Origin of the sequence: Streptomyces sp. NPDC008313 (genome assembly GCF_042956125.1) — a bacterium.
Lineage (GTDB): Bacteria > Actinomycetota > Actinomycetes > Streptomycetales > Streptomycetaceae > Streptomyces.
Window position 1 is genome coordinate 150,047 of the sequence record NZ_JBIBFR010000012.1, and the last position, 20,224, is coordinate 170,270.

The window sequence follows — 20,224 nt, forward strand, 5'->3', positions numbered from 1 at the left end:
CTGGAGGGGAGAGGAGCACCGGGCCGTGGACTGGTTCACCGCACCCGACTACTGGCTGAGCCGGCTGGTCTTCCAGCGGGCCCTGGCGGTCGTCTACCTCGTCGCCTTCCTCGGCGCGGCCCTGCAGTTCCGCGCGCTGATCGGGGAGCGCGGCATGCTGCCCGTGCCCCGGTTCGTCGCCCGGGTGCCGTGGCGGCAGGCGCCGAGCGTGTTCCAGTGGCGCTACTCGGACCGCTTCTTCGCGGCCTGGTCCTGGGCCGGGTGCGCGGTCGCGGCGGCGCTGGCGGCGGGCGTCGACGGGTATCTGCCGCTGTGGGGCGGGATGCTGCTGTGGCTGGCGCCCTGGGCGATGTACCTGTCGGTCGTGAACGTGGGCCAGACCTGGTACTCCTTCGGCTGGGAGTCGCTGCTCCTGGAGGTCGGCTTCCTGGCCGTCTTCCTGGGGAACGACGAGGTCGCGCCGCCGGTCGTCGTGCTGTTCCTGCTGCGCTGGGTGCTCTTCCGGGTCGAGTTCGGCGCCGGGCTGATCAAGATGCGCGGCGACGCCTGCTGGCGGAAGCTGACCTGCCTCGACTACCACCACGAGACCCAGCCCATGCCGGGCCCGCTGAGCTGGTTCTTCCACCGGCTGCCGAAGCCCGTCCACCGGGTGGAGGTCGCCGCCAACCACGTCACCCAGCTGGCCGTCCCCGTGCTGCTGTTCACCCCCCAGCCGGTCGCGACGGCCGCCGCCGCGCTGATGGTCGTCACCCAGCTGTGGCTGGTGCTGTCCGGGAACTTCTCCTGGCTGAACTGGATCACCGTCGTGGTGGCCCTGTCCGCCGTCCGGTTCCCCACCGGTTCCGGGCATCCACGGGGAGCGCCGGTCTGGTACGAGGTGGTCGTCCTCGTCGTCGCCGCCGGGCTCCTCGCCCTCAGCTACCGTCCCGCCCGCAACCTCGTCTCCCGCCGCCAGGTCATGAACCGCTCGTTCGACCCGCTCCACCTGGTCAACACCTACGGCGCGTTCGGCAGCGTCACCCGCGTCCGGCAGGAGGTGGTCGTCGAGGGAACGGCGGACGACCCGCCCCGCGAGGACTCCGACTGGCGGGAGTACGAGTTCCGGGGCAAGCCCGGCGATCCACGGCACTGGCCGCGCCAGTTCGCCCCGTACCATCTGCGGCTCGACTGGCTGATGTGGTTCGCGGCGCTCTCCCCCGCCTACGCCGGGTCGTGGTTCGGCGGCCTGGTGGAGCGGCTGCTGGAGGGCGACCGGGACACGCTGCGGCTGCTGCGCCGCTCCCCCTTCCCGCCGGACGCCCCGCCCCGCTACGTCCGGGCCCGGCTGTACCGCTACCGGTTCACGACCTGGCGGGAGCTGCGGGAGACGGGCGCGTGCTGGGACCGGACGTACGTGAGGGAGTTCCTGGGGCCGACGCGGCTGAGCACGACGGCGGGCCGGGAGCCCTGACGGCCCCGGCGGGCAGGGGTCCCGCTGGGGCCGCTCCGAGGCGCTTCAGCTCCGCTTCAGGCGGAGGGTGACGAGTTCGAACGGGCGCAGGGGCAGGGTGAGGCGGTCGCCGTCGCGGGAGGGGGGCGTGGCTTTGTCCAGGGGACGTTCGAGGAGGTCGGCCGGGGTCACGGAGGCCACGGCGAAGGACGGCGTGAGCGTGGCCCTGGCGCGCCCGCCGAGCGACTCGTGGAAGCGGACGACGACGTCACCGCTGCCGTCGTCGGCCAGTTTCACCGCCGTCACCACGACGGCGTCCTCCTCGACGGTGACGAGGGGCTCGACGTCCCGCCCGCCCGTCAGCCGCCGCTCGGGCAGGTTGATCCGCCAGCCCTCGCGCACCGCGTCGCCGATCTCCGCGCCCGGCACCAGCGCGTGCCGGAAGCGGTGGACGCCCTGGTCGGTCTCGGGGTCCGGGAAACGCGGGGCCCGCAGCAGCGAGACCCGCACGGTCGTGGTCGTGCCCGAGTCGCTCTCCCGCACGGTCCGCGTCACATCGTGGCCGTACGTCGAGTCGTTCACCAGGGCGACACCCCAGCCGGGCTCGGCGATGTGCACGAACCGGTGATTGCACGCCTCGAACCTGGCGGCGTCCCAGGACGTGTTGGTGTGGGTCGGACGGTAGAAGTGCCCGAACTGCGTCTCCGAGGCGTACCGTTCGGCGTGCACGTCCAGGGGGAACGCCAGCTTGAGGAACTTCTCAGTCTCGTGCCAGTCGACCTCGGTGTCGATGCCGAGCCGCCGCTCCCCCGCCGCGAGCGACAGCACCTGGGTGACCCGTGAGGCGCCGAAGCTCCGTACGACCCGCACGGAGGTGCCGTCCGCGCCGGGCGCGACCTCGTCGGCGTCGGCCAGGTCGGTGACGGTGTTGCGGTAGAACTCGTCGACGTCCCAGGCGTCCCACATGTTCGGGAAGTCCGGGTGGAGCTGCAGCAGGTTCGCGGCCCGGCCGGGGGCGACGGTCTCCCGCCCGGCGCCGAGGTCGTACACGGAGACGACGAGCCCCCGCGCGTCGACCTCGACCCGCAGCAGACCGTTGTCGAGGACATGGCCGCCGGCCGCGCGGGGCTCCAGGGCCACGGGCGCGACGGCGGCGGGGGTACGGGCGCCGCCGGCGGGCACTCCGTCACGGCCGTGCGGGGCGGAGTTGAACACCAGCTCCCGCGTGCCGTCCCCGGCGAGGGCACGCTGGGCCGCGTCCACGATCGCGTTCAGCTCCCGGGCTACCCGCTCGTAGGTCACGCGTGCCTCCCGGTGCACCCAGGCGATCGACGAGCCGGGCAGGATGTCGTGGAACTGGTGCAGCAGCACCGTCTTCCAGAGCCGGTCCAGCTCCTCGTACGGGTAGGGGAATCCGGTGCGGACCGCCGCGGTCGCCGCCCACAGTTCCGCCTCGCGCAGCAGGTGTTCGCTGCGCCGGTTGCCCTGTTTGGTCTTCGCCTGGCTGGTCAGGGTGGCGCGGTGCAGTTCGAGGTACAGCTCGCCGACCCAGACCGGCGGGTCCGGGTACTCGTCCTCGGCCTTCCGGAAGAAGGCGCGGGGTGTCCGCCAGGTCACGGTCGCGGACCCTTCGAGGTTCCGCAGCCGGGCCGCCCGGCCGACCATCTCCCGGGTGGTGCCGCCGCCTCCGTCGCCCCAGCCGGTGGGCGCGAGCGAGTGGCGGGCGGCGCCCTTCTCCTTGAAGTTCCGTGCCGCGTGAGCGATCTCGCTGCCCTTCATCGCGCAGTTGTAGGTGTCGACAGGCGGGAAGTGGGTGAAGATCCGGGTGCCGTCGATGCCCTCCCACCGGAAGGTGTGGTGCGGGAAGCTGTTCGTCCGGGACCAGGAGATCTTCTGGGTGAGCAGCCACTTGGAGCCGGCGGCCTTGATGATCTGCGGCAGCCCGGCCGCGAAGCCGAAGGTGTCCGGCAGCCATGCCTCCTCGTTGTCGACGCCGAACTCGTCGATGAAGAAGCGCTTCCCGTGCACGAACTGGCGGGCCATCGCCTCCGAGCCCGGCATGTTGGTGTCCGACTCGACCCACATCCCGCCGGCGGGCACGAACCGTCCGTCCGCCACCGCCTTCCTCACCCGTGCCCACACCTCGGGCCGGTGCTCCTTCACCCACGCCCACTGCTGGGCCTGCGACATGGCGAAGACGAAGTCGGGCTCGTCCTCGATGAGCGCGGTCATGTTGGCGGTCGTCCGGGCGACCTTGCGCACCGTCTCGCGCAGCGGCCACAGCCATGCCGAGTCGATGTGCGCGTGCCCGACGGCGCTGACACGGTGCGCGGAGGGCACGGCGGGCGCGGCGAGTACGCCGGCGAGGCAGGCGCGGGCCGCCTCGGCCGTGCCGCCGACGTCCTGGAGGTCGACGGCGTCCAGGGCCCGCTCGATCGCGCGCAGCAGGTCCCAGCGCCTGGGTGACTCCACCGGGAGTTCGGCCATCAGCTCGCCGAGGACCTCCAGGTCGAGCACCAGCTGCCACACCGTCTCGTCGAAGACAGCGAGATCCATCCGCCCCAGGGTGTACTGCGGTGCGCCGCCGGCGGTCTCCTTGTCGCCCAGCGGCGTCGGCACGAAGGGGTGGTAGTCGAGGATGACCGGATTGGACGCGGCCTCGATGTGGAGGCGGACCTCTTCGCCTCCGCGGGCCGGTGCCCCGACGCGTACCCACTGGTTGCGCGGGTTGAGGCCCTTCACGGGCGTGCCGTCGGCCCGGTACACGAGCCCCTCGCACTGGAAGCCGGGCATGTTCTCGTCGAAGCCGAGGTCGAGGACGGCCTCCACGGTCCGGCCGGCCCAGGCCTCGGGCACGGTCCCGGTGACCCGGAACCAGCTGGTGCCCCACGGGGCGCCCCAGCGCGCGCCGGCCTCGATCGGCTCCGGCGTCGCCGCGAGCCCCTCCTCGACCGGGACGGGCTCGCCGGGCGCGTGCCACACGGCGACGTCCAGCGGCACGGACTCGGGGTAGACGGCGGGGCGGACGCGTTCGTCGAGGACGCGCTTGAGGCGGGCTTCGACCAGGGTGCGGTCGTCATGCATGGGAGTGCTCCGTGGGGTGAGGGGGCGTCGGGGGGCCGGCTACCAGGTGTGCGTCGTCGTGGACGGGGAGGAGACGGTGAACAACTCCCCTACCGCGCGGACGTCGAACCGTGCGGCTCGCTCGCCCTGCTCGGGCGCGAGGCCGCCGGCGTAGAAAGCGGTCTGGCAGGTGCCGCCGAGGAAGCGGCGCGTGCCGTCGGGAAGGACGCGGTGCAGCGCGTAGTGGCGGACGTGGCCGGGGGCGCCGTGCCACCGGAAGCGGAAGCCGCCGCCGTCGGCGTCGGTGATCCGCAGGCCGGAGGGGGCGGCCGGGGTGACCGTCCGGTCGCGGACCGCGAGCCGGCCGAGCCGCAGCCGGACCCGCTCGGTGCCGGCGGCGGGGGTGATCCGGACGCCGAGGGCGTGGACGGTGCCGGACAGCCGCGCGACACGGACGCGCGAGGTGAGCCAGCCGGCCGCGTCGCCGACGGGGTCCCTGTCCCGGCCGTGACCGCGGCCCCGGCCGCCCGGGGTGAGCGGGAGGTAGGTGTACGGGGGTGCCTCGCCCGGGGCTCCGGGCTCGGCGGTGGCGACGGCGAGTTCGACCGTGACGTCGCCCGCCTCGGCCCGGTGGGTCAGCTCGGCGACCGTGGCCGGGCCGAGCGGCAGCCGGGTCGCGTACAGGTCGAGGGTGACGGGTCCGTCGAGATCGCCGTCGACGAGGAGGCTGCTGCCGCCGCGCCAGGCGTCCGCGAAGTCGAAGGCGACCGAGGGGCGCCGGCCGGTCGTGCGGACGACCCATCGGCGGGACGGCAGCCGGTCCTGGAGGCCGAGGTGGTTCCAGGCGGTGTCCGAGGTGACCTCGCCGTCCTCGTACCACTTGAGGCCGTGCCCGGTGTTGAAGACGGTCGCGAAGGGTACTGAGGCGACCGTCGAGCGGTCGGCGACGGACACCGCCGGGGCGCGCCAGCGGGCGCCCGGGTCGGCGGTGGCGGGATCGAGGGTCGCTCCCGTCCAGAACAGGTCGTCGGCGGCGTGGAAGTCGCCGGGCGTGTGGCCGGCGGGCAGGTGGTTGCGGGTCCACTCGGGCCGGTAGAAGCCCACCGAGACGACGTGGTCCCGGCCGGTGGGCACGACCGCGTCCCAGTCCACCCGGGCGGCGGTGCCGGCGGCCTCGACGTCGACGCCCGCCCACAGCTCGTACGGGTCGCCGCCCAGCCGCCGGGCGGTGGCCGCCGAGAAGGCGAGGGCGCCCGCGGACCAGCGGAAGTCGACGAACATCGAGTCGGCGGTCTCGAAGAACGCGCTGTTGCGGTCGTCGAGCGCGCCCTGCCAGCTCACCGTGCCGTCCACCGTCATCGCGTCGTACCAGGTCACGCGCTGTCCCCGCGCCGCGCCCAGCGACCTGAGCTCGTCGAGGAAGCCGAGCATGCCGGTGGCGAGCGCGGGGTCGCCGCCGCCGGTCTCGGCGTTGACGAACCAGCCGTCGAAGCCGTACGCCGCCGCCACCTCGACGAGCCGCCCGGCGAGCGGGTAGTGGCCCGCGGCGTCCCTGCGGACGAGGTCGCGGGTCCACTGGAGCTGCCCGCCGTAGGCGGCCGGGGGCAGGAACACGTTGCCGAGGACGGGCACGCCGTGGCGGTGCGCGGCGTCGACGACCGGTGCGTTCGGCGCGAGGATCAGGCCTTCGCCGGAGGAGCCGCCCCAGAAGACGAGTTCGTCGATGTACGCCCAGTGGGTGAGGGCGTAGTAGTCGGCGGTGGGGGCGCCCTGCGAGCGGTTGCCCGCGGTGGGTCCGAAGGAGACGAGGGACTGGACACGGGCCTGGCCGGCGCGGGCGATCGGGTTCACCGGCGTCGGCGTGAACCGGTCGGCGAGCGGCACACGGGCCGCGTTGAAGGGCAGGTCGGCGTCGGTGTCGGTGCTCCAGTCCGCGAGGCTGCGCCAGGTGATGCCCGGTCCGGGCGTGCCCGCCGGCAGGGAGTCCGGGTACCAGTAGGAGGCGTACGGCTGGAGGTCGCGGGCGGCGGCCGCGGCCGTATCGGACAGTCCGGGGACGAGTCCCGCGGCGGCCGTGGCCGCGGAGAGCAGGAGGGTGCGTCTGCTGGGTTTCACGGTGGGCTCCGTATCGCTGGGGGGACGGGCTACGGCGCTGTACTGACGACGCGGTCGGGTGTGACGACCTCGGTGATGCCGCGCGCGGCGAGGTGTTCCCCGTCGTCGGCGCGGTGCGCGAGGACGGTGGTGGGGCGGGCCCCGTCCGCGGTGAGCCGGGCGAACGCCTCGAAGACCGGGCCGCCGGGGGCGCACACGGAACGCCGGGTGCCGGCGTGGGTGTCGACGACGAGCGCGGTGGTGCGGGGCGCGGGGACGTGCGGACGGGCGCGCTGCTCCTCGACGAGCCGGGCGAGGGCGCGGCCGGCGGGTTTGGCCGTCCGGTCGTTGGTCATCAGCCCGAGCCCGTACTCGAGTTCGGGGAAGTCGGCGAGGTCGCGGCTGACGTCGTGGGAACACCACCAGGTGACGCCCCACAGGTTGGGGCAGTCGAGGGCGCCGCGGACGGTGGCCTCGGTGAAGCCGGCCGCGTGCTCGGCGGGGATCAGCGGGGCGGGGGCGCCGACCTCCTGGAGCCAGACGGGGCGGCGCGGGTCGTCGGCCCACGCCTTGGACAGTTCGACCAGGTAGGCGGCGTGGTGCTCGGTCGCCGTCCCCGTACGGCCGTGGCGCTGGGCGGTTCCGTTGAACACCCAGGAGTGCACGGCGGTCAGCGCGCCGAGCCCGGCGGAGTGCCCGGGGGTGAACGGCTGGTCGTCCTGGTACCAGGCCGCGTCGTAGGAGGCGTGCAGGTGCAGCCGGCCGGGAGCGCCCGCCTCACAGGCCGCGAGCAGCCGGGTCAGCCACCGGGCCGCCTCGTCGGAGGTGACGCGGTCGGGGTCGGGGTGCGGCCCGGAGGCGAACTGGTTGACCTCGTTGCCGATGGTCATGCCGATGAAGTTCGGCCGGTCGGCGAGGGCGGCGGCGAGGGTCCGCAGGTACGCGGCCTCCGCGTCCACGACGTCCGGGTCGGTGAAGATGTTCCGCCGGTGCCAGGTCCGCGTCCAGGCGGGGAGGTGGTCGAAGCTCGACAGATGCCCCTGGAGGCCGTCCACGTTGACGTCCAGTCCCCGTTCGGCGGCGGCGTCGGCGAGGGCGACGAGCTGCTCGACGGCGCGCGGGCGGATCAGGGTCCGGTTGGGCTGGAAGTAGGGCCACAGCGGGAAGACCCGGATGTGGTCGAGACCGAGGGCGGCGACGGAGTCGAGGTCGGCGCGGACGGAGTCGAGGTCGAAGTCGAGCCAGTGGTGGAACCACCCCTCGCTCGGGGTGTAGTTGACGCCGAAGCGCACGGCAGAGGGCATACGGGGTCCTCGCGGATCGGGAGTGCGGGGTGCGGGAGGGCGGGCGTGCGCGGTGCGGGAGGGCGGGCCGGTGGGTCGCGGGCGGCCGGGTCGCTCAGCCCTTGACGGCGCCCTCGCCGACGCCGCGGAAGAAGTACCGCTGGAGGCAGGCGAAGAGGGCGATCAGCGGGGCCACGGCGATGACCGTGCCGGCGGCGACGAGCCGTTCGTCGTTGGCGAACGTGCCGTGGAGGTAGTTGAGGCCGATGGTCAGGGTGAACTTGGAGGGGTCGCTCAGCACGATGAGGGGCCACAGGAAGTCGTCCCAGGCGCCCATGAAGGCGAAGATCGCGACGACGGCGAGGGTGCCCCTGACGGACGGCAGCGCGATCCGCAGGAAGCGCTGCCAGACGTCGGCCCCGTCGACGAACGCGGCCTCCTCGACCTCCTCGGGCAGGTTGCGGAAGGCGTTGCGCATCAGCAGGACGTTCATCGCGCCGACGCTGCCGGGCAGGACCACTCCGATGAGGGTGTTGTTAAGGCCGAGTTCCCGCATCGTCGTGAACTGGGCGATGATGATGCCCTCCACGGGCACGAGCATCGCCAGGATGAACACGAGCGTGGCGGCCCCGCGTCCGCGGTAGCGCAGCCGGGCGAGGGCGTAGCCCGCGAGGGCCGAGCCCACGCAGTTGGTGACGACGTTCGCGCCGGCGACCTTGAGCGAGTTGAGGGCGTAGTCCCACACGGGGATGGTGTCGGCGACCCGCTCGTAGTTGTGGAGGGTGGGCTCGCCCGGGAGGAACCGGGGCGGGGAGCTGAAGATGTTCTCGGTCGGGCCCTTCAGCGAGGTGGAGAGCTGCCACAGGAAGGGGCCGACGGTGAGGGCGAGGACGGCGAGCAGCAGCAGGTAGCGCAAAGCCAGTTCCCAGGCGGGTACGCGGCGGCCGTTCTCGTCGGTGACCCGGCGGCGGCGCCCGCGCGCCCGGGGCGGCGCCGTGCCGGGTGTCACCGTGCCGGGCTCGCCGCTTTTCCCGGCGGTGCTCACGTGTCCTCCTTCCGGTCGGCGCGCAGGACGAGCAGCATCAGCGCGACGGTGACGGCGAAGACGACCACCGAGAGGGCGGAGGCGTAGCCGACGCGGCCGGTCAGCCCGGTGCCGGTGCGCTGGACGAGCATCACGAGGGTGGTGTCCTCGCCCGCCGGGCCGCCGTCGGGGCCGGCCATCAGGTACACCTCGGAGAACACCTTGAAGGCGGCGACCGAGGAGAGCGCGCCGACCAGGACCATGGTGGAGCGGACGGCGGGCACGGTGACCGTGAGGAAGCGGCGCAGCGCGCCCGCGCCGTCCACCGCGGCGGCCTCGTGCAGCTCGCGCGGGACGTCGGCCAGCGCGGCCAGGTAGATGATCATGTAGTAGCCGAGTCCCTTCCAGACCGTGACGGCCATGGCGCTCAGCAGGAGCAGCCACTGGTCGCTCAGGAAGCCGGCCCGGCCGACTCCGACGGCCTCCAGCAGCGAGTTGACCAGGCCGCGTTCGTCCAGAGCCACACCCAGATCAGGCCGACCACGACGATGGAGGCGACCACCGGGGTGTAGAAGGCCGACCGGAAGAAGGCGATGCCGGGAATGTTCTTCCGGACCAGCAGAGCGAGCAGCAGCGGCAGCAGGACGAGCGCGGGGACGACCCCGAGGACGTACAGCGAGCTGTTGCGCAGGCCGATCCAGAACATGTCGTCGTGCAGCAGTTCCCGGAAGTTGGCCAGTCCGACGAACCGGCCGGGGACCAGGGTCCGGCGGTCGGTGAGGGAGTTGACCAGGGTGGAGACGAACGGGTAGAGGATGAAGGCGCCGGTGATCAGCAGCCCCGGCGCGGCGAACAGCCAGGGACTGGTGGGCAGCTGGCGCCGCACCCTCGCGGCGGACGGGGCGCCTCGCGTCACCGGCGCGGGCGGACGGCGGCGCGTCCGCGGCACCGTGGGACTCGCCATGCCGGTTCAGCCCTGCTGCTCGAGCAGCCGGTCGCACGCCTTGACAGCGTTGTCAAGGGCTTCCTCGGGGCTCTCCTTGCCCTGCAGCGCCCTGGCGACGGAGTTGCGCAGCTCGGTCTTCATCTGCTCGCTGAACAGGACGGGGGTGTAGTTCACCGCGTTCTTCAGCGACTTGGCGGCGGCGACCCGTACCCGCGTCTCGTCCGTTCCGTCCTCCTTGGTGAAGTACGGGTCGTCCAGGGAACCGGCGGTGCTCGGGAAGATGGCGACCTTCTTGGCGAACTCCATCTGGTGTCGTGCGTCGGTGACGTAGTGGGCGAAGGCGACGGCGGCCGGGGTGTGCCTGGTGCGCGCGTTGACCATCACGCCCATCACGTACATGTTGACCTTGCCGGTGCTGGTGATCTGGTCCGTGATGCCGATGTTCCTGTAGAGGTCCGGCGCCTGCTTCTTGAAGTTGCCGAGGTCCAGTGCGCTGCCCGGGTTCATCGCGACGGCCCCGGTGAGGAACTTCTTGCCGGACGACTCGGGGGTGGCGGTCAGCGCCTGCGGATCGAGCGCCTTCGCGTCGTACAGCTCCTTGTACCTGGTGAGCAGTTCGACCCCCTTGGAGTCGTTGAAGCGGAACCCGGTGCCCTCCTTGTTCATGAGCTGGACGCCGTAACGGCCGAAGTCCTCGATCGTGGGGACGTTGGCGAGCGTGGCGACCTTGCCGTGGCTCTTCTCGGCCAGCCGCGTCGCGTCGGCGAAGAGTTCGTCGTACGTCCGCGGAGGCTTCGAGGCGTCGAGCCCGGCCTTCTCGAAGAGGCTCTTGTTGTAGAAGAGGGGGCCGGTGTTCAGGTACCAGGGGAAGGCGTACGTGCCGGTCATGCCCGGTATGCGATGGCTCGCCCAGGCTCCGTCGAGGTACTCCCGGCGGTAGTCGGCGGCCGCCTTGTCGAGGTCCAGCGCGAGGCCGGCCTTGGCGAGCGGGGCGACCAGGTCCGGGGAGACGTTCACGACGTCGGGCAGGGTGCCGCCGGCCGCGTCCGCGCTGATCTTGTCGGCGTAGCCCTCGGCGGGCTGGTCGACCCACTTCACGTGCGCGTCCGGGTACTTCTTCTCGAAGCCGGCGATCAGGCCCTCGAAGTACGGCTTGAAGTTGGCCCGGAGGTTCCAGGTCTGGAAGGTGATGTCGCCCTCGATCCTGCCGGAGGCGTCCGTCGAGCCGCCTCCCGGATCACCGGAGCCGCACCCGCTCAGCGGCAGGACGACGGCGATCACGGCGGCGGCGAGAGCTCTGCGAGGAAGGCGCACGATGACACGGCTCCTTTGCGGTGGCGTCGGCGAATGTGTGCCGTCGCAGACCTTGCAGCCGGTTTCCGGGCCACGTCAATGGATGAGGCGGAGCTAAAGTCATTAGCTCCGCAAAGCCGCTGGTCAAAGAGGTGTGCTGACCGTCTTGCCGTGATCGGCTAAAGCGCATTAGGTTGTTCCCGCTCAAGCGCTTTAGTGCGGTGGTCCTTTCGCGGCACCGTTTCGTACGAGGAAAAGGGGGACGGATTGCCCGCCAAGCGGTCTCCCGCGCGCAGACCGACGATGAAGGACATCGCGCGGCGCTCCGGCGTCTCCGAGAGCGCGGTCTCCTTCGCGCTCAACGGCCGGCCGGGGGTCTCCGAGGTCACCCGTGACCGGGTGCGCCGGGTGGCCGATCAGCTGGGCTGGCGGCCCAGCACGGCGGCGCGCGCGCTGTCCGGCGAGGGCGCGGCGACGGTCGGCCTGGTGGTGGCGCGTCCCGCCGGCACGCTCGGCGTGGACTCGTTCTTCCTCCAGTTGATCTCCGGCGTCCAGGAGGTGCTGGCCGAGCGTCATCTCGGGCTGCTCTTCCAGGTCGTCGAGGACGTGCACGCCGAGTGCGCGGTGTACCGGCGCTGGTGGGCCGAGCACCGCGTGGACGGTGTGCTGGCCGTCGATCCGCGCACCGACGACCCGCGCCCCGACCTGCTGGACGGCCTCGGACTGCCGGCGGTGGTCATCGGCGGGATGCCGGACGCCCGGCACCCGGGGCTGTCGACGGTGTGGGCGGACGACGCGGGTGCGATGGCCTCGGTGGTGGACCGGCTGCACGCCCTCGGCCATCGCCGGATCGTGCACATCGCGGGACTGCCCGGGCTCGCGCACACCGAGCGCCGGATCCGTACGCTGCGCGCCGAGGCCGGGCGCCGGGGACTGACGGAGGTGCGCTCGGTGACCACGGACTACTCGGACGCGGAGGGTGCCGCCGTCACGCGCCGGGTGCTGGCCGGTGCCGCGCCGCCGACCGCGCTGGTCTTCGACAACGACGTGATGGCACTCGCCGGGGTCGCCGCCGCGACCGAACTCGGCTTCCGTGTACCGGACGACGTCTCCGTGGTGGCCTGGGAGGACTCCGCGCTGTGCCGCATGGTCAAGCCGTGGCTGTCGGCACTGTCCCGGGACACCGTGGAGTTCGGCAGGACCGCCGCGCAGGAACTGACGTCCCTGCTGGACGGCGGCACGACCCGCACGGTGCGGGTCCCGGTGCCCGGACTGATCGAACGGGACAGCACGGGACCGGCGCGCGACGTCTGAGGGAGATCGGTTCCCGGCTCAGAACCGGTCCCCCGGGTGGCCCGCGGCCCGTACGGTCCCCGGATCACGTGTGGACACACGGACCAGGATGTCCGAAGTCACATGACGGCGAGAGGAGTCCAGGCCCGAGAGGTGGACGAGTGCGGTCTCCGGGACGCCGACGTCCCGGAGACCGCATCGCCCCTCTGCCCCGTCGTCGTCCGTTCACGCATCCCGGTTCCACGGAGACTGGGAGCGGCCGCGGCCGCGGGCATGGTGGTGCATGGAACCGCTCGGCCGGGGTCCCGCCCCGACAGGCTGCTAGAGCACCCTGTACATGATGTGCAGTCCGACTCTTCCGTGCCGGGGGTGGTCGTAGGCCTCCGGTACGGTGCCCAGGACGGTGAAGCCCAGTGAAGTCCACAGTCTCACCGCCGGGTTGGTCTCCACCACGGCGTTGAACACCATGGCCCGGTACCCGTCGGCCTTCGCGGCGACCAGGACGTGTTCGGCGAGGGCACGGCCGATGCCCTGGCCGGAGCGGTCCGGGTCGACCATGAATCCCGCGTTGGCGACGCGGGCGGCGGGGCCCGCGTAGTTCGGCGTGACGTACGCGGAGCCGACGATGTTCCGGTCCTCGCCCTCGGCCACGTACACCCGCTTGCCCGGACCCGTCCACAGCGCGCGGGCGGCTTCTTCGGAGGTTTCCGGATCCCAGGCGTAGGTGTCCCCGGCGGCGACGATCCGGTGCCAGAAGGGCCAGATCTTCGGCCAGTCGTCGGCCGTCGCGTCTCTGATCAGCATGGGCGTGAGTTTCGCACGCCCACGCCGGTCAGGGAGCGGGACGGGCCCGCCCGTCAGTCGACGCTGGGCAGGATGTGCGGCTCGGCGAGGTCGTCCTCGTAGCCGGCGAGACGGATCGGGGCGGACCTGGCCCACACGTCGAGGCTGCCCAGCTTCTCCTGGGGGCCCTTCGTACGGGTCTTCACGCTCGTGACGGGGCCGCCGCGATCGGCCACAGGGCCTGCCGCCACGATCTCCACGTCCTCGGGGCGCTCTTCGAGATTCGTCTTCTCCGGTGTCACCGCGCACTCCTTATGTGTCGGGTCACCCTCGGGACACAGGGGCCGCTCTGTCGCCGCCGTCTGACGTCCACTCGGGCTTGAGTCGAATGCAGTTAGGGACGCGGTGGCGCCGGTAACTCGATGGAGAGCAGGCCGTGGTGACCGGCTTGTCCCGGGACGGACCGTGGGTGTGGGTGGAACCCAGAAGTGGCTGTCCGTCCACTACAGAGTAACCAAATGAGCGGGCGCCTGCTCGATAGGGCCGAAAACGAGGGGTAACTGTCTTGAGCCGTTCAACGCTCAGCAGGCCCTAATCTGCACCTGTTTGACCCGATGTGCACACCTTGGTGTCACCCGTTCGGCTCATTGCGAGCCGTACGGGGCCGTGAGCGCCCGCCGCGGACGGGGCGACAGCCCGGACACGGGACGCAGTTCAGGTCCCGTTGGCCGAATCGACAGCGAGCCGTGCTCTGCTGACGTCAGGCAACGGCTTCGCCCGCCGGGAGGACTGACGCATGGAGCTGCGCGGTATCGATGAGCTGATGGATCTGCTGCACGCCTGCCGGGGCGTCCGGGGCACCCCGGACGGTCTCCCCCGCTCCGGCCCGGCGGCGGGCCGCACCGGGACGGCCGGGGCGCGGGAGGGTGCCGCGGACGATCCGCACGAGCACGCGCTGCGGACCGCCGCGCTGCTGCGCCGTGACCGGCCCGGCGACAAGGAACTGCAGGTGGCGGGCCTGGTCCATGGCATCGGTCCGCTGCTCGCACCGGCCGCCGGGCATGCCCGCCGCCCGGGACCCGCCGCGCGGACGGCACCTCCTGCAGCCCGCACGGCCGCGGACACGACCGCCTGCACGGCCGCGGACGCGGCGGCCGACGCGATACGGCCGCTGCTCGGCGAGCGCGTCGCCCGGCTCGTACGCCTGCACGCCGCGCCCCGCGGCGGCCTCGACGGCCTCGGCCCCCTGGCCGACGACGCGCTGACGCTGCGTCAGGCGCACGAGGCGGCCGGTCTCGCCGGACTGAACGCCGGGGTCATGGAGGACTGGCGCACCCTGCTGGAACTCGTCGCCGCCCGGCACGCGCGCCTCGGCGCGGTCGACTGACCGCCGGATCCCGCGGGTCCCCCCCCGCCCGGTCCCCCGCGGTCCGGCGCCCGCCTCACCACTTGCCCGGCGCGTAGTCCTTCAGGAAGACGCCGTAGAGGTCCTCGCCCTGCTCGCCCCGGACGATCGGGTCGTAGACCCGGGCCGCACCGTCGATCAGGTCGAGCGGCGCGTGGAAACCGGCGTCCGCGAGACGCATCTTGTCGGGGTGCGGGCGCTCGTCCGTGATCCAGCCGGTGTCGACGGCCGTCATCAGGATGCCGTCCTTCTCGAACATCTCCTGCGCGCTGGTGCGGGTGAGCATGTTGAGCGCGGCCTTGGCCATGTTGGTGTGCGGGTGGCCCGCGCCCTTGTAGCCGCGGTTGAAGACGCCCTCCATCGCGGAGACGTTCACGATGTACGTGCGCTTCGCCGACGCCGCCGCCATCGCGGCGCGCAGCCGGCTGATGAGGATGAACGGCGCGGTGGAGTTGCAGAGCTGGACCTCGAGGAGCTCGACCGGCGTGACCTCCTCGACCGCCTGGATCCAGCTGTTGGTGTCGTGCAGGTCGGGCACGAGCCCGCCCGCGTCGATGGCCGTGCCGGCGGCGATCCGCTCCAGGGAGGCGGACCCGGAGACGAGCGCCAGCTCGGTGACGTCCCGCGCGGTCAGCGCGCCGCCCCCGGGGACGGGCAGCGCGGCGACGGCGCCCGAGCCGAAGGTGCCGATGACCTCGGCGGGCGGCAGCTCACCGGCGGGCAGGGGGCCCGACTCGGCGGCGAGCAGCTCGCTGTAGGCCTCCGGGGAGCGGCGTACGGTCTGCGCCGCGTTGTTGATCAGGATGTCGAGCGGGCCCTGTGCGGCGACCGAGTCGGCGAGGGCGACGACCTGGGCCGGGTCGCGCAGGTCGATGCCGACGATCTTCAGGCGGCCGATCCACTCGTCGCTGTCGGGCATGGCCTTGAAGCGGCGGATCGCGTCGTTCGGGAAGCGCGTGGTGATCGTGGTGTGCGCGCCGTCGCGCAGCAGCCGCAGGGCGATGTACATGCCGATCTTGGCGCGGCCGCCCGTGAGCAGGGCGCGCTTGCCCGTCAGGTCGGCGCGGGCCTCACGGCGGGAGCGGTTCTCGGCGGCGCAGTCCTGGCAGAGCTGGTGGTAGAAGTAGTCGACCTCGACGTACCGCTTCTTGCAGGTGTAGCAGGACCGCGGCCGCTGGAGTATCCCCGCGATCTCGCCGGCCTCCGTCACGGACGACGGCAGGATGCCCTCGGTCTCGTCGTCGATGCGCTGGGCGGACCCGGTGGCGGTGGCTTCGGTGACCGCCTTGTCGTGGGCGGTCTTGGCGGCCCGGCGCTCCTGGCGGCGGCGCTGCTTGACCGTGCGGTAGACGCCGGCGGTGGCGCGGCGGACGGCGACGGCGTCGGGGTGGTCGACGTCCAGCTTGTCCAGCTCGTCGAGGACGGACAGGCACACGGCCAGCCGCTCCGGGTCGATTCCGGGGCCGTACGAGGCCTGGGCCACCACCTGTGCCGTGCCCACGGCGGGGGCCGCCTGGCTGTCGTCTGTCACCGTCATCGCGTTGCCGTTCCTCGGGTTGCGCGCCGCGCTCGGACCGCGCTCGCTTTCGAAGGCGGAATTTTACGGAGCGACGGTCCCGGCACCAAACCCGCGATGATCACCGGCTGCCGGAGGGGACGGCGGGCGTGGTGCTCGCGGCGCGGTCAGGGGCCGCAGGCCTCGGTCAGGGCCGCCACCTCCGCGCTCAGCGCGTGGGCCAGCACGTCGAGGTCCGGCACCGCCTCGGCGTCGGCGACGAGCCCGTAGTGGACCCGGCCGCGGTACGTGGAGACGGCGACGGCGAGGGCCTGCCCGCGGGCGAGCGGGGCGAGCGGATAGACCTCGGCGAGCGGGCAGCCGCCGAGGGTCAGGCCGGGGCTGGGCAGCGGCACGCTGGTGACCAGGATGTCGAAGAGGAGCCGGGCGGCCTGGCCGACCACGGGTCCGCTGAGCCGGTGGCCGAGCGGCAGCACGTGGTCGGCGAGGAGGGCGACGGCGCCCGCCCCGCGGTGGGGGCCCGCCTCCTTGTTGCGGTCCATGGCCGTGCGGACGGCGCGCAGCCGCCCGAGCGGGTCCGGGTCGTCGACGGGGAGCCGCACGAGGTAGCCGGAGAGCCGGTTGCCCTGCGGGTGGGCGGTGCGCGGGCGGCGCCTGGAGACGGGGATCAGGGCACGGGGCGCGTCGCCGTCGACGCCGTCGCCGCGCTCGTCGAGCCAGCGGCGCAGCGCGCCCGCGACGAGCGCGATCAGGACGTCGTTGACGGTGCCGCCGGCGCTCTTGCGGACGAGGTGGACCTCGTCGAGGTCGATGAGCACGCCCGCCGTGCGGCGGGTGCCGGTGGGCCGTGAGGTCAGGGCGGGGGTGGGGCGTGCCGTCCAGCCGGCGCGGGCCACGGAGGTGGTGATGTCGAGGGCGCGGGCGACGTCCTGGAGTCTGCCGCGCAGGAGGCCGGGCAGGTCGCGGACGTCGGGGACCGGGGTCCCGCGGGGCGGCGCGGGCCGCGGGCGGGGTGCCGGCAGGTCCAGGGGGTCCATGATCGCGGCGGCCAGGGTCAGCGCCCGCAGTCCGTCGGCGAGCGCGTGGTGGAACTTGAAGAGCACGGCGAAGGAGACGCCGTCCTCGCCCGGCAGGACGTGGGCCTCCCAGGGCGGGCGTCCGCGCTCCAGGGGGCGCTGCATGAGCGGGCCGGTGGCCGCGTGGAAGTCGGCGACGGGGGCGTGCAGCCGGACGTGGTCGAGCGGGTCGAAGTCCGGGGCGGGTTCCCGGGTGGCGCCGCCGATGGCGAGGGTGCGCCGCAGGGTGGCCGGCTGCCACAGGTCGCGGATGCGCATCCGCAGGCCCGGCACCCCCGCGGCGCGGGCGGCGAGCAGGTCGGCGGCGTGCGCGGCGGCGGTGGGCGAGCGGGCCGTGAAGACGCCGAGGGCGGCCAGGTGCATCGGGTGCTCGGCCGACTCGATGTTCCAGAAGGCCAGGTCGAGTGGGGCGAGCAGGTCAGAGGTCAATGGAGTGCTCTCGACGTCGGCGAAGGGTGAACCAGCAGTCAATCCCCGAGGGATGATTACGGTCAAGTGCGATCAGGCTACGCTCAGTTAACAGCAGATCAAGTCCCGCCCCCTCCGGACGGCAGGAGAGGTGCCGGGAGGGGGCGGGACCCGGGGGATGACAAGGGATTACCGGGCGGCGCCGGGGCGGCCGCGGCCCGTCGGCGTCAGTTCAGCGCCGGCGGTGCAGCGTCCGCGGATGTACCCCAGTCGGACGGATCGGAGCCGACGGTGAACGCGAGCGAGCGGGTGGCGCGCAGCGCGTCGGTCGTCAGATACGTACGGCCGTAGGCGTGGGAGTCCGTCCGCGCCGACCGGATGTAGCGGTTGCTCTCCGAGGTGCCCGGCGCGGTGACGGTCAGGGCTCCGCGCGGGTAGTAGCGCCGGTCCAGGGTGAGGTCGACGCGGTCGAAGACGGGCGTGGACAGGCCCCAGGTGGCGTAGCCGGGCTGCACCGGGAAGATGCCGATGGACGACAGGACGTTCCAGGCGGACATCGTGCCCAGGTCGTCGTTGCCGGTCATTCCGGTCGGCGTGTCCGTGAAGAGGGTCAGCGCGGCGTGCACCACGTCCGTGGTCTTCCAGGGCTGCCCGGTCGACAGGTACGTGTACGGGGCGATGAGGTCGGGCTCGTTCTGCGGGTTGTACTTGTCGGCGTTGTAGTAGTCGTACGGGCCGTTGACCCACACCTCGCGGGCGGTCTTCGCCGGGTCCTTCACCAGCTGGTCGTAGGCGAAGAAGGAGTCGAGCCGGTCGTTGGCGGCCTGCTTGCCGCCGATCAGGCCGACCATGCCCGGAAGGTCCTGCGGGACGAGCCACTGGTACTGCCAGGACGTGCCCTCGTGGAAGCCCTCGCTCCGCGCCGGGTCGTCCGGTCCGGTGAAGGCGCCGGAGGCGTCGCGGGCGCGGAAGAAGCCGGTCGCGGGGTCGAAGATCCTCCGGTAGTTCTGCGCCCGCTCGGCGTAGCGCGCGGCGTCGGCTCCGTGGCCGAGGTCGCGGGCCATCTCGGCGAGCATGGCGTCGGACAGGGCGTACTCCAGGGTGGCGGAGGCGCCGTGGTCGTAGTCGGAGTCGCCGGGCTTGGCGTGCGGGCGGCCCTTGACGTACGGGGCGAAGCCGTCGGCGATGTACTCCTTGTTCGCCTCCCGGCCCACGGCGGGCGAGTCGGCGGGCGGCACGCCGTCGGCGTTCTTCCGCAGCGCCCGGTAGGCGCGCTCCTCGTACCCCTTGAGCAGCCCCTGCTGGTAGGCGTTGGTGAGGAAGGGGGTGACCGGGTCGCCGGTCATGATGTCGGTCTCGACGGTGCCGTAGCCCCACTTGGGCAGCCAGCCGCTCTCCTCGTCGATCCTGATGACGGAGATCGCCATGTCGCGGGCCTCGCGCGGGGCGAGCAGGGAGAGCAGCTGCGACTGGGTGCGGTAGGTGTCCCAGAGCGACCAGTTCTGGTAGTAGGTGAACCCCCCGTCGGAGGCCGTGCGGTGGATCTTCTGGTCCCAGCCGGTGTAGCGGCCGTCGGCGTCGCTGCCGATGTTCGGCGCGAGGAACGACCGGTACAGGGACGAGTAGAAGGTGCGGCGCAGGGTCTCGTCGCCGCCCCGTACCCGGACGTCGTCGAGCCGGTCCTCCCAGGCGCGCCGGGCCTTGTCCCGGGCCTTGTCGAAGGAACGGCCGCCCTCCGACCGGAGGTTGAGCGCGGCGCCCCGGGCGTCGACGTACGAGAGGGCGGTCGTCGCCTCGACGGTGCGGTCCTCGGTGGTGTCGAAGCGGACGAAGGCGCCGTTGCGGCCGGAGCCCTCGGACTCCTTGGAGCCCTCGGTGACGGTGTCGCCGTGCCAGGTGCCCGAGGTGGTGAAGGGCCGGTCGAAGCGGGTGACCGTGTAGACGGTGTAGGGCTTGGTGGACTGGCAGAAGCCGCTGCCGGTGATGGCCGTCCGTACGGTCCTGTTGTCGAGGATCTCGACCTTGGTGGAGGCCGTGCTGTGCAGCGACTGGCCCGCGTTGAGCAGGACGTTGGCCTTGTCGGTGGCGGGGAAGGTGTAGCGCTGGACACCGGTGCGCGCGGTGGCGGTCAGTTCGGCGTCGATGCCGGTCTTCAGGCCGACCTTGTAGTAGCCGGGGCTCGCCTTCTCGTCGTCGTGGCTGAACTCGGCCTCGTAGCGGGCGTAGTCCGTGGTGGTGACGTCACCGGTGGTGGGCAGGACGGGCAGATCGCCGCCGAGGCCGCAGCCGACGCCCGAGAGGTGGACGAGGGAGAAGCCGCGGATGTGGTTCTGGGAGTAGTCGTACCCGGTGTTGTGGCCGGTGTCGGGCGAGAACTGCACCATGCCGAAGGGTACGGCGGCGCCGGGGTAGGTGTTGCCCTCGTTCTCGGTGCCGATGAACGGGTTGACGAGGTCGGTGAGCCGGCCGTCGCGCGGTCCGGCCGCGTGGGCCGCCGGTGCGGCGAGGACGCCGCCGAGGAGCGCCGCTGCCGCGGCCACCGTCCCCGCACCGCGTAGCCGTTGGGTCCATCTCATGGGCGGGACTGCCTCCTCCATGCTCGGACAACGTT

13 protein-coding genes and 1 pseudogene are annotated in these 20,224 nt (G+C 72.6%); 3 read left to right on the top strand and 11 right to left on the bottom strand.

Annotated features, from left to right (window positions below; all coding sequences use genetic code 11):
- Positions 1–25: 25 nt before the first annotated feature.
- Positions 26–1,450 (top strand): lipase maturation factor family protein, encoded by a 1,425-nt coding sequence (locus ACFY93_RS18210; protein WP_391359733.1) that lies wholly within the window; start codon positions 26–28, stop codon positions 1,448–1,450.
- Positions 1,451–1,495: 45 nt separating this feature from the next.
- Here ACFY93_RS18210 and ACFY93_RS18215 read toward each other — a convergent pair whose 3' ends face one another.
- The 6 genes and pseudogenes from ACFY93_RS18215 to ACFY93_RS18240 all read right to left on the bottom strand — a co-directional run bounded on the left by ACFY93_RS18215 (position 1,496) and on the right by ACFY93_RS18240 (position 11,153).
- Positions 1,496–4,513 (bottom strand): glycoside hydrolase family 38 C-terminal domain-containing protein, encoded by a 3,018-nt coding sequence (locus tag ACFY93_RS18215; protein WP_391359736.1) that lies wholly within the window; start codon positions 4,511–4,513, stop codon positions 1,496–1,498.
- Between the two features lie 39 nt (positions 4,514–4,552).
- The gene (locus ACFY93_RS18220; RefSeq protein WP_391359738.1) at positions 4,553–6,607 is read right to left on the bottom strand and encodes an endo-beta-N-acetylglucosaminidase; all 2,055 of its coding nucleotides are present in this window, start codon (positions 6,605–6,607) and stop codon (positions 4,553–4,555) included.
- A 29-nt stretch (positions 6,608–6,636) separates the two neighbouring features.
- Complete coding sequence (locus tag ACFY93_RS18225) at positions 6,637–7,890, bottom strand: glycosyl hydrolase (RefSeq protein WP_391359741.1); 1,254 nt, start codon at positions 7,888–7,890, stop codon at positions 6,637–6,639.
- 94 nt (positions 7,891–7,984) lie between these two features.
- On the bottom strand, positions 7,985–8,878 hold the full coding sequence (locus ACFY93_RS18230) for an ABC transporter permease subunit (RefSeq protein WP_391359925.1): 894 nt from the start codon (positions 8,876–8,878) through the stop codon (positions 7,985–7,987).
- A gap of 32 nt (positions 8,879–8,910) precedes the next feature.
- A pseudogene (locus ACFY93_RS18235) lies at positions 8,911–9,857 on the bottom strand (carbohydrate ABC transporter permease).
- Between the two features lie 6 nt (positions 9,858–9,863).
- Positions 9,864–11,153 (bottom strand): extracellular solute-binding protein, encoded by a 1,290-nt coding sequence (locus ACFY93_RS18240; RefSeq protein ID WP_391359743.1) that lies wholly within the window; start codon positions 11,151–11,153, stop codon positions 9,864–9,866.
- Positions 11,154–11,399: 246 nt separating this feature from the next.
- Here ACFY93_RS18240 and ACFY93_RS18245 point away from each other — a divergent pair, with 246 nt between their 5' ends.
- The gene (locus tag ACFY93_RS18245) at positions 11,400–12,446 is read left to right on the top strand and encodes a substrate-binding domain-containing protein (RefSeq protein ID WP_391359745.1); all 1,047 of its coding nucleotides are present in this window, start codon (positions 11,400–11,402) and stop codon (positions 12,444–12,446) included.
- A 300-nt stretch (positions 12,447–12,746) separates the two neighbouring features.
- Here ACFY93_RS18245 and ACFY93_RS18250 read toward each other — a convergent pair whose 3' ends face one another.
- Positions 12,747–13,229 carry a GNAT family N-acetyltransferase gene (locus tag ACFY93_RS18250; RefSeq protein WP_391359747.1) on the bottom strand — a complete coding sequence of 161 codons (483 nt, stop codon included), beginning with the start codon at positions 13,227–13,229 and terminating at the stop codon, positions 12,747–12,749.
- 53 nt (positions 13,230–13,282) lie between these two features.
- Positions 13,283–13,510 carry a hypothetical protein gene (locus ACFY93_RS18255; protein WP_391359750.1) on the bottom strand — a complete coding sequence of 76 codons (228 nt, stop codon included), beginning with the start codon at positions 13,508–13,510 and terminating at the stop codon, positions 13,283–13,285.
- Positions 13,511–14,004: 494 nt separating this feature from the next.
- Here ACFY93_RS18255 and ACFY93_RS18260 point away from each other — a divergent pair, with 494 nt between their 5' ends.
- Entirely contained in the window at positions 14,005–14,595 is a 591-nt protein-coding gene (locus ACFY93_RS18260; protein WP_391359753.1) for a hypothetical protein, read from the top strand.
- 55 nt (positions 14,596–14,650) lie between these two features.
- Here ACFY93_RS18260 and ACFY93_RS18265 read toward each other — a convergent pair whose 3' ends face one another.
- The 3 genes from ACFY93_RS18265 to ACFY93_RS18275 all read right to left on the bottom strand — a co-directional run bounded on the left by ACFY93_RS18265 (position 14,651) and on the right by ACFY93_RS18275 (position 20,189).
- The gene (locus ACFY93_RS18265) at positions 14,651–16,150 is read right to left on the bottom strand and encodes an SDR family NAD(P)-dependent oxidoreductase (RefSeq protein WP_391359756.1); all 1,500 of its coding nucleotides are present in this window, start codon (positions 16,148–16,150) and stop codon (positions 14,651–14,653) included.
- A 146-nt stretch (positions 16,151–16,296) separates the two neighbouring features.
- Positions 16,297–17,634 (bottom strand): wax ester/triacylglycerol synthase family O-acyltransferase, encoded by a 1,338-nt coding sequence (locus tag ACFY93_RS18270; RefSeq protein ID WP_391359759.1) that lies wholly within the window; start codon positions 17,632–17,634, stop codon positions 16,297–16,299.
- A 206-nt stretch (positions 17,635–17,840) separates the two neighbouring features.
- Positions 17,841–20,189 carry a GH92 family glycosyl hydrolase gene (locus tag ACFY93_RS18275; protein ID WP_391359762.1) on the bottom strand — a complete coding sequence of 783 codons (2,349 nt, stop codon included), beginning with the start codon at positions 20,187–20,189 and terminating at the stop codon, positions 17,841–17,843.
- Positions 20,190–20,224: the final 35 nt, after the last annotated feature.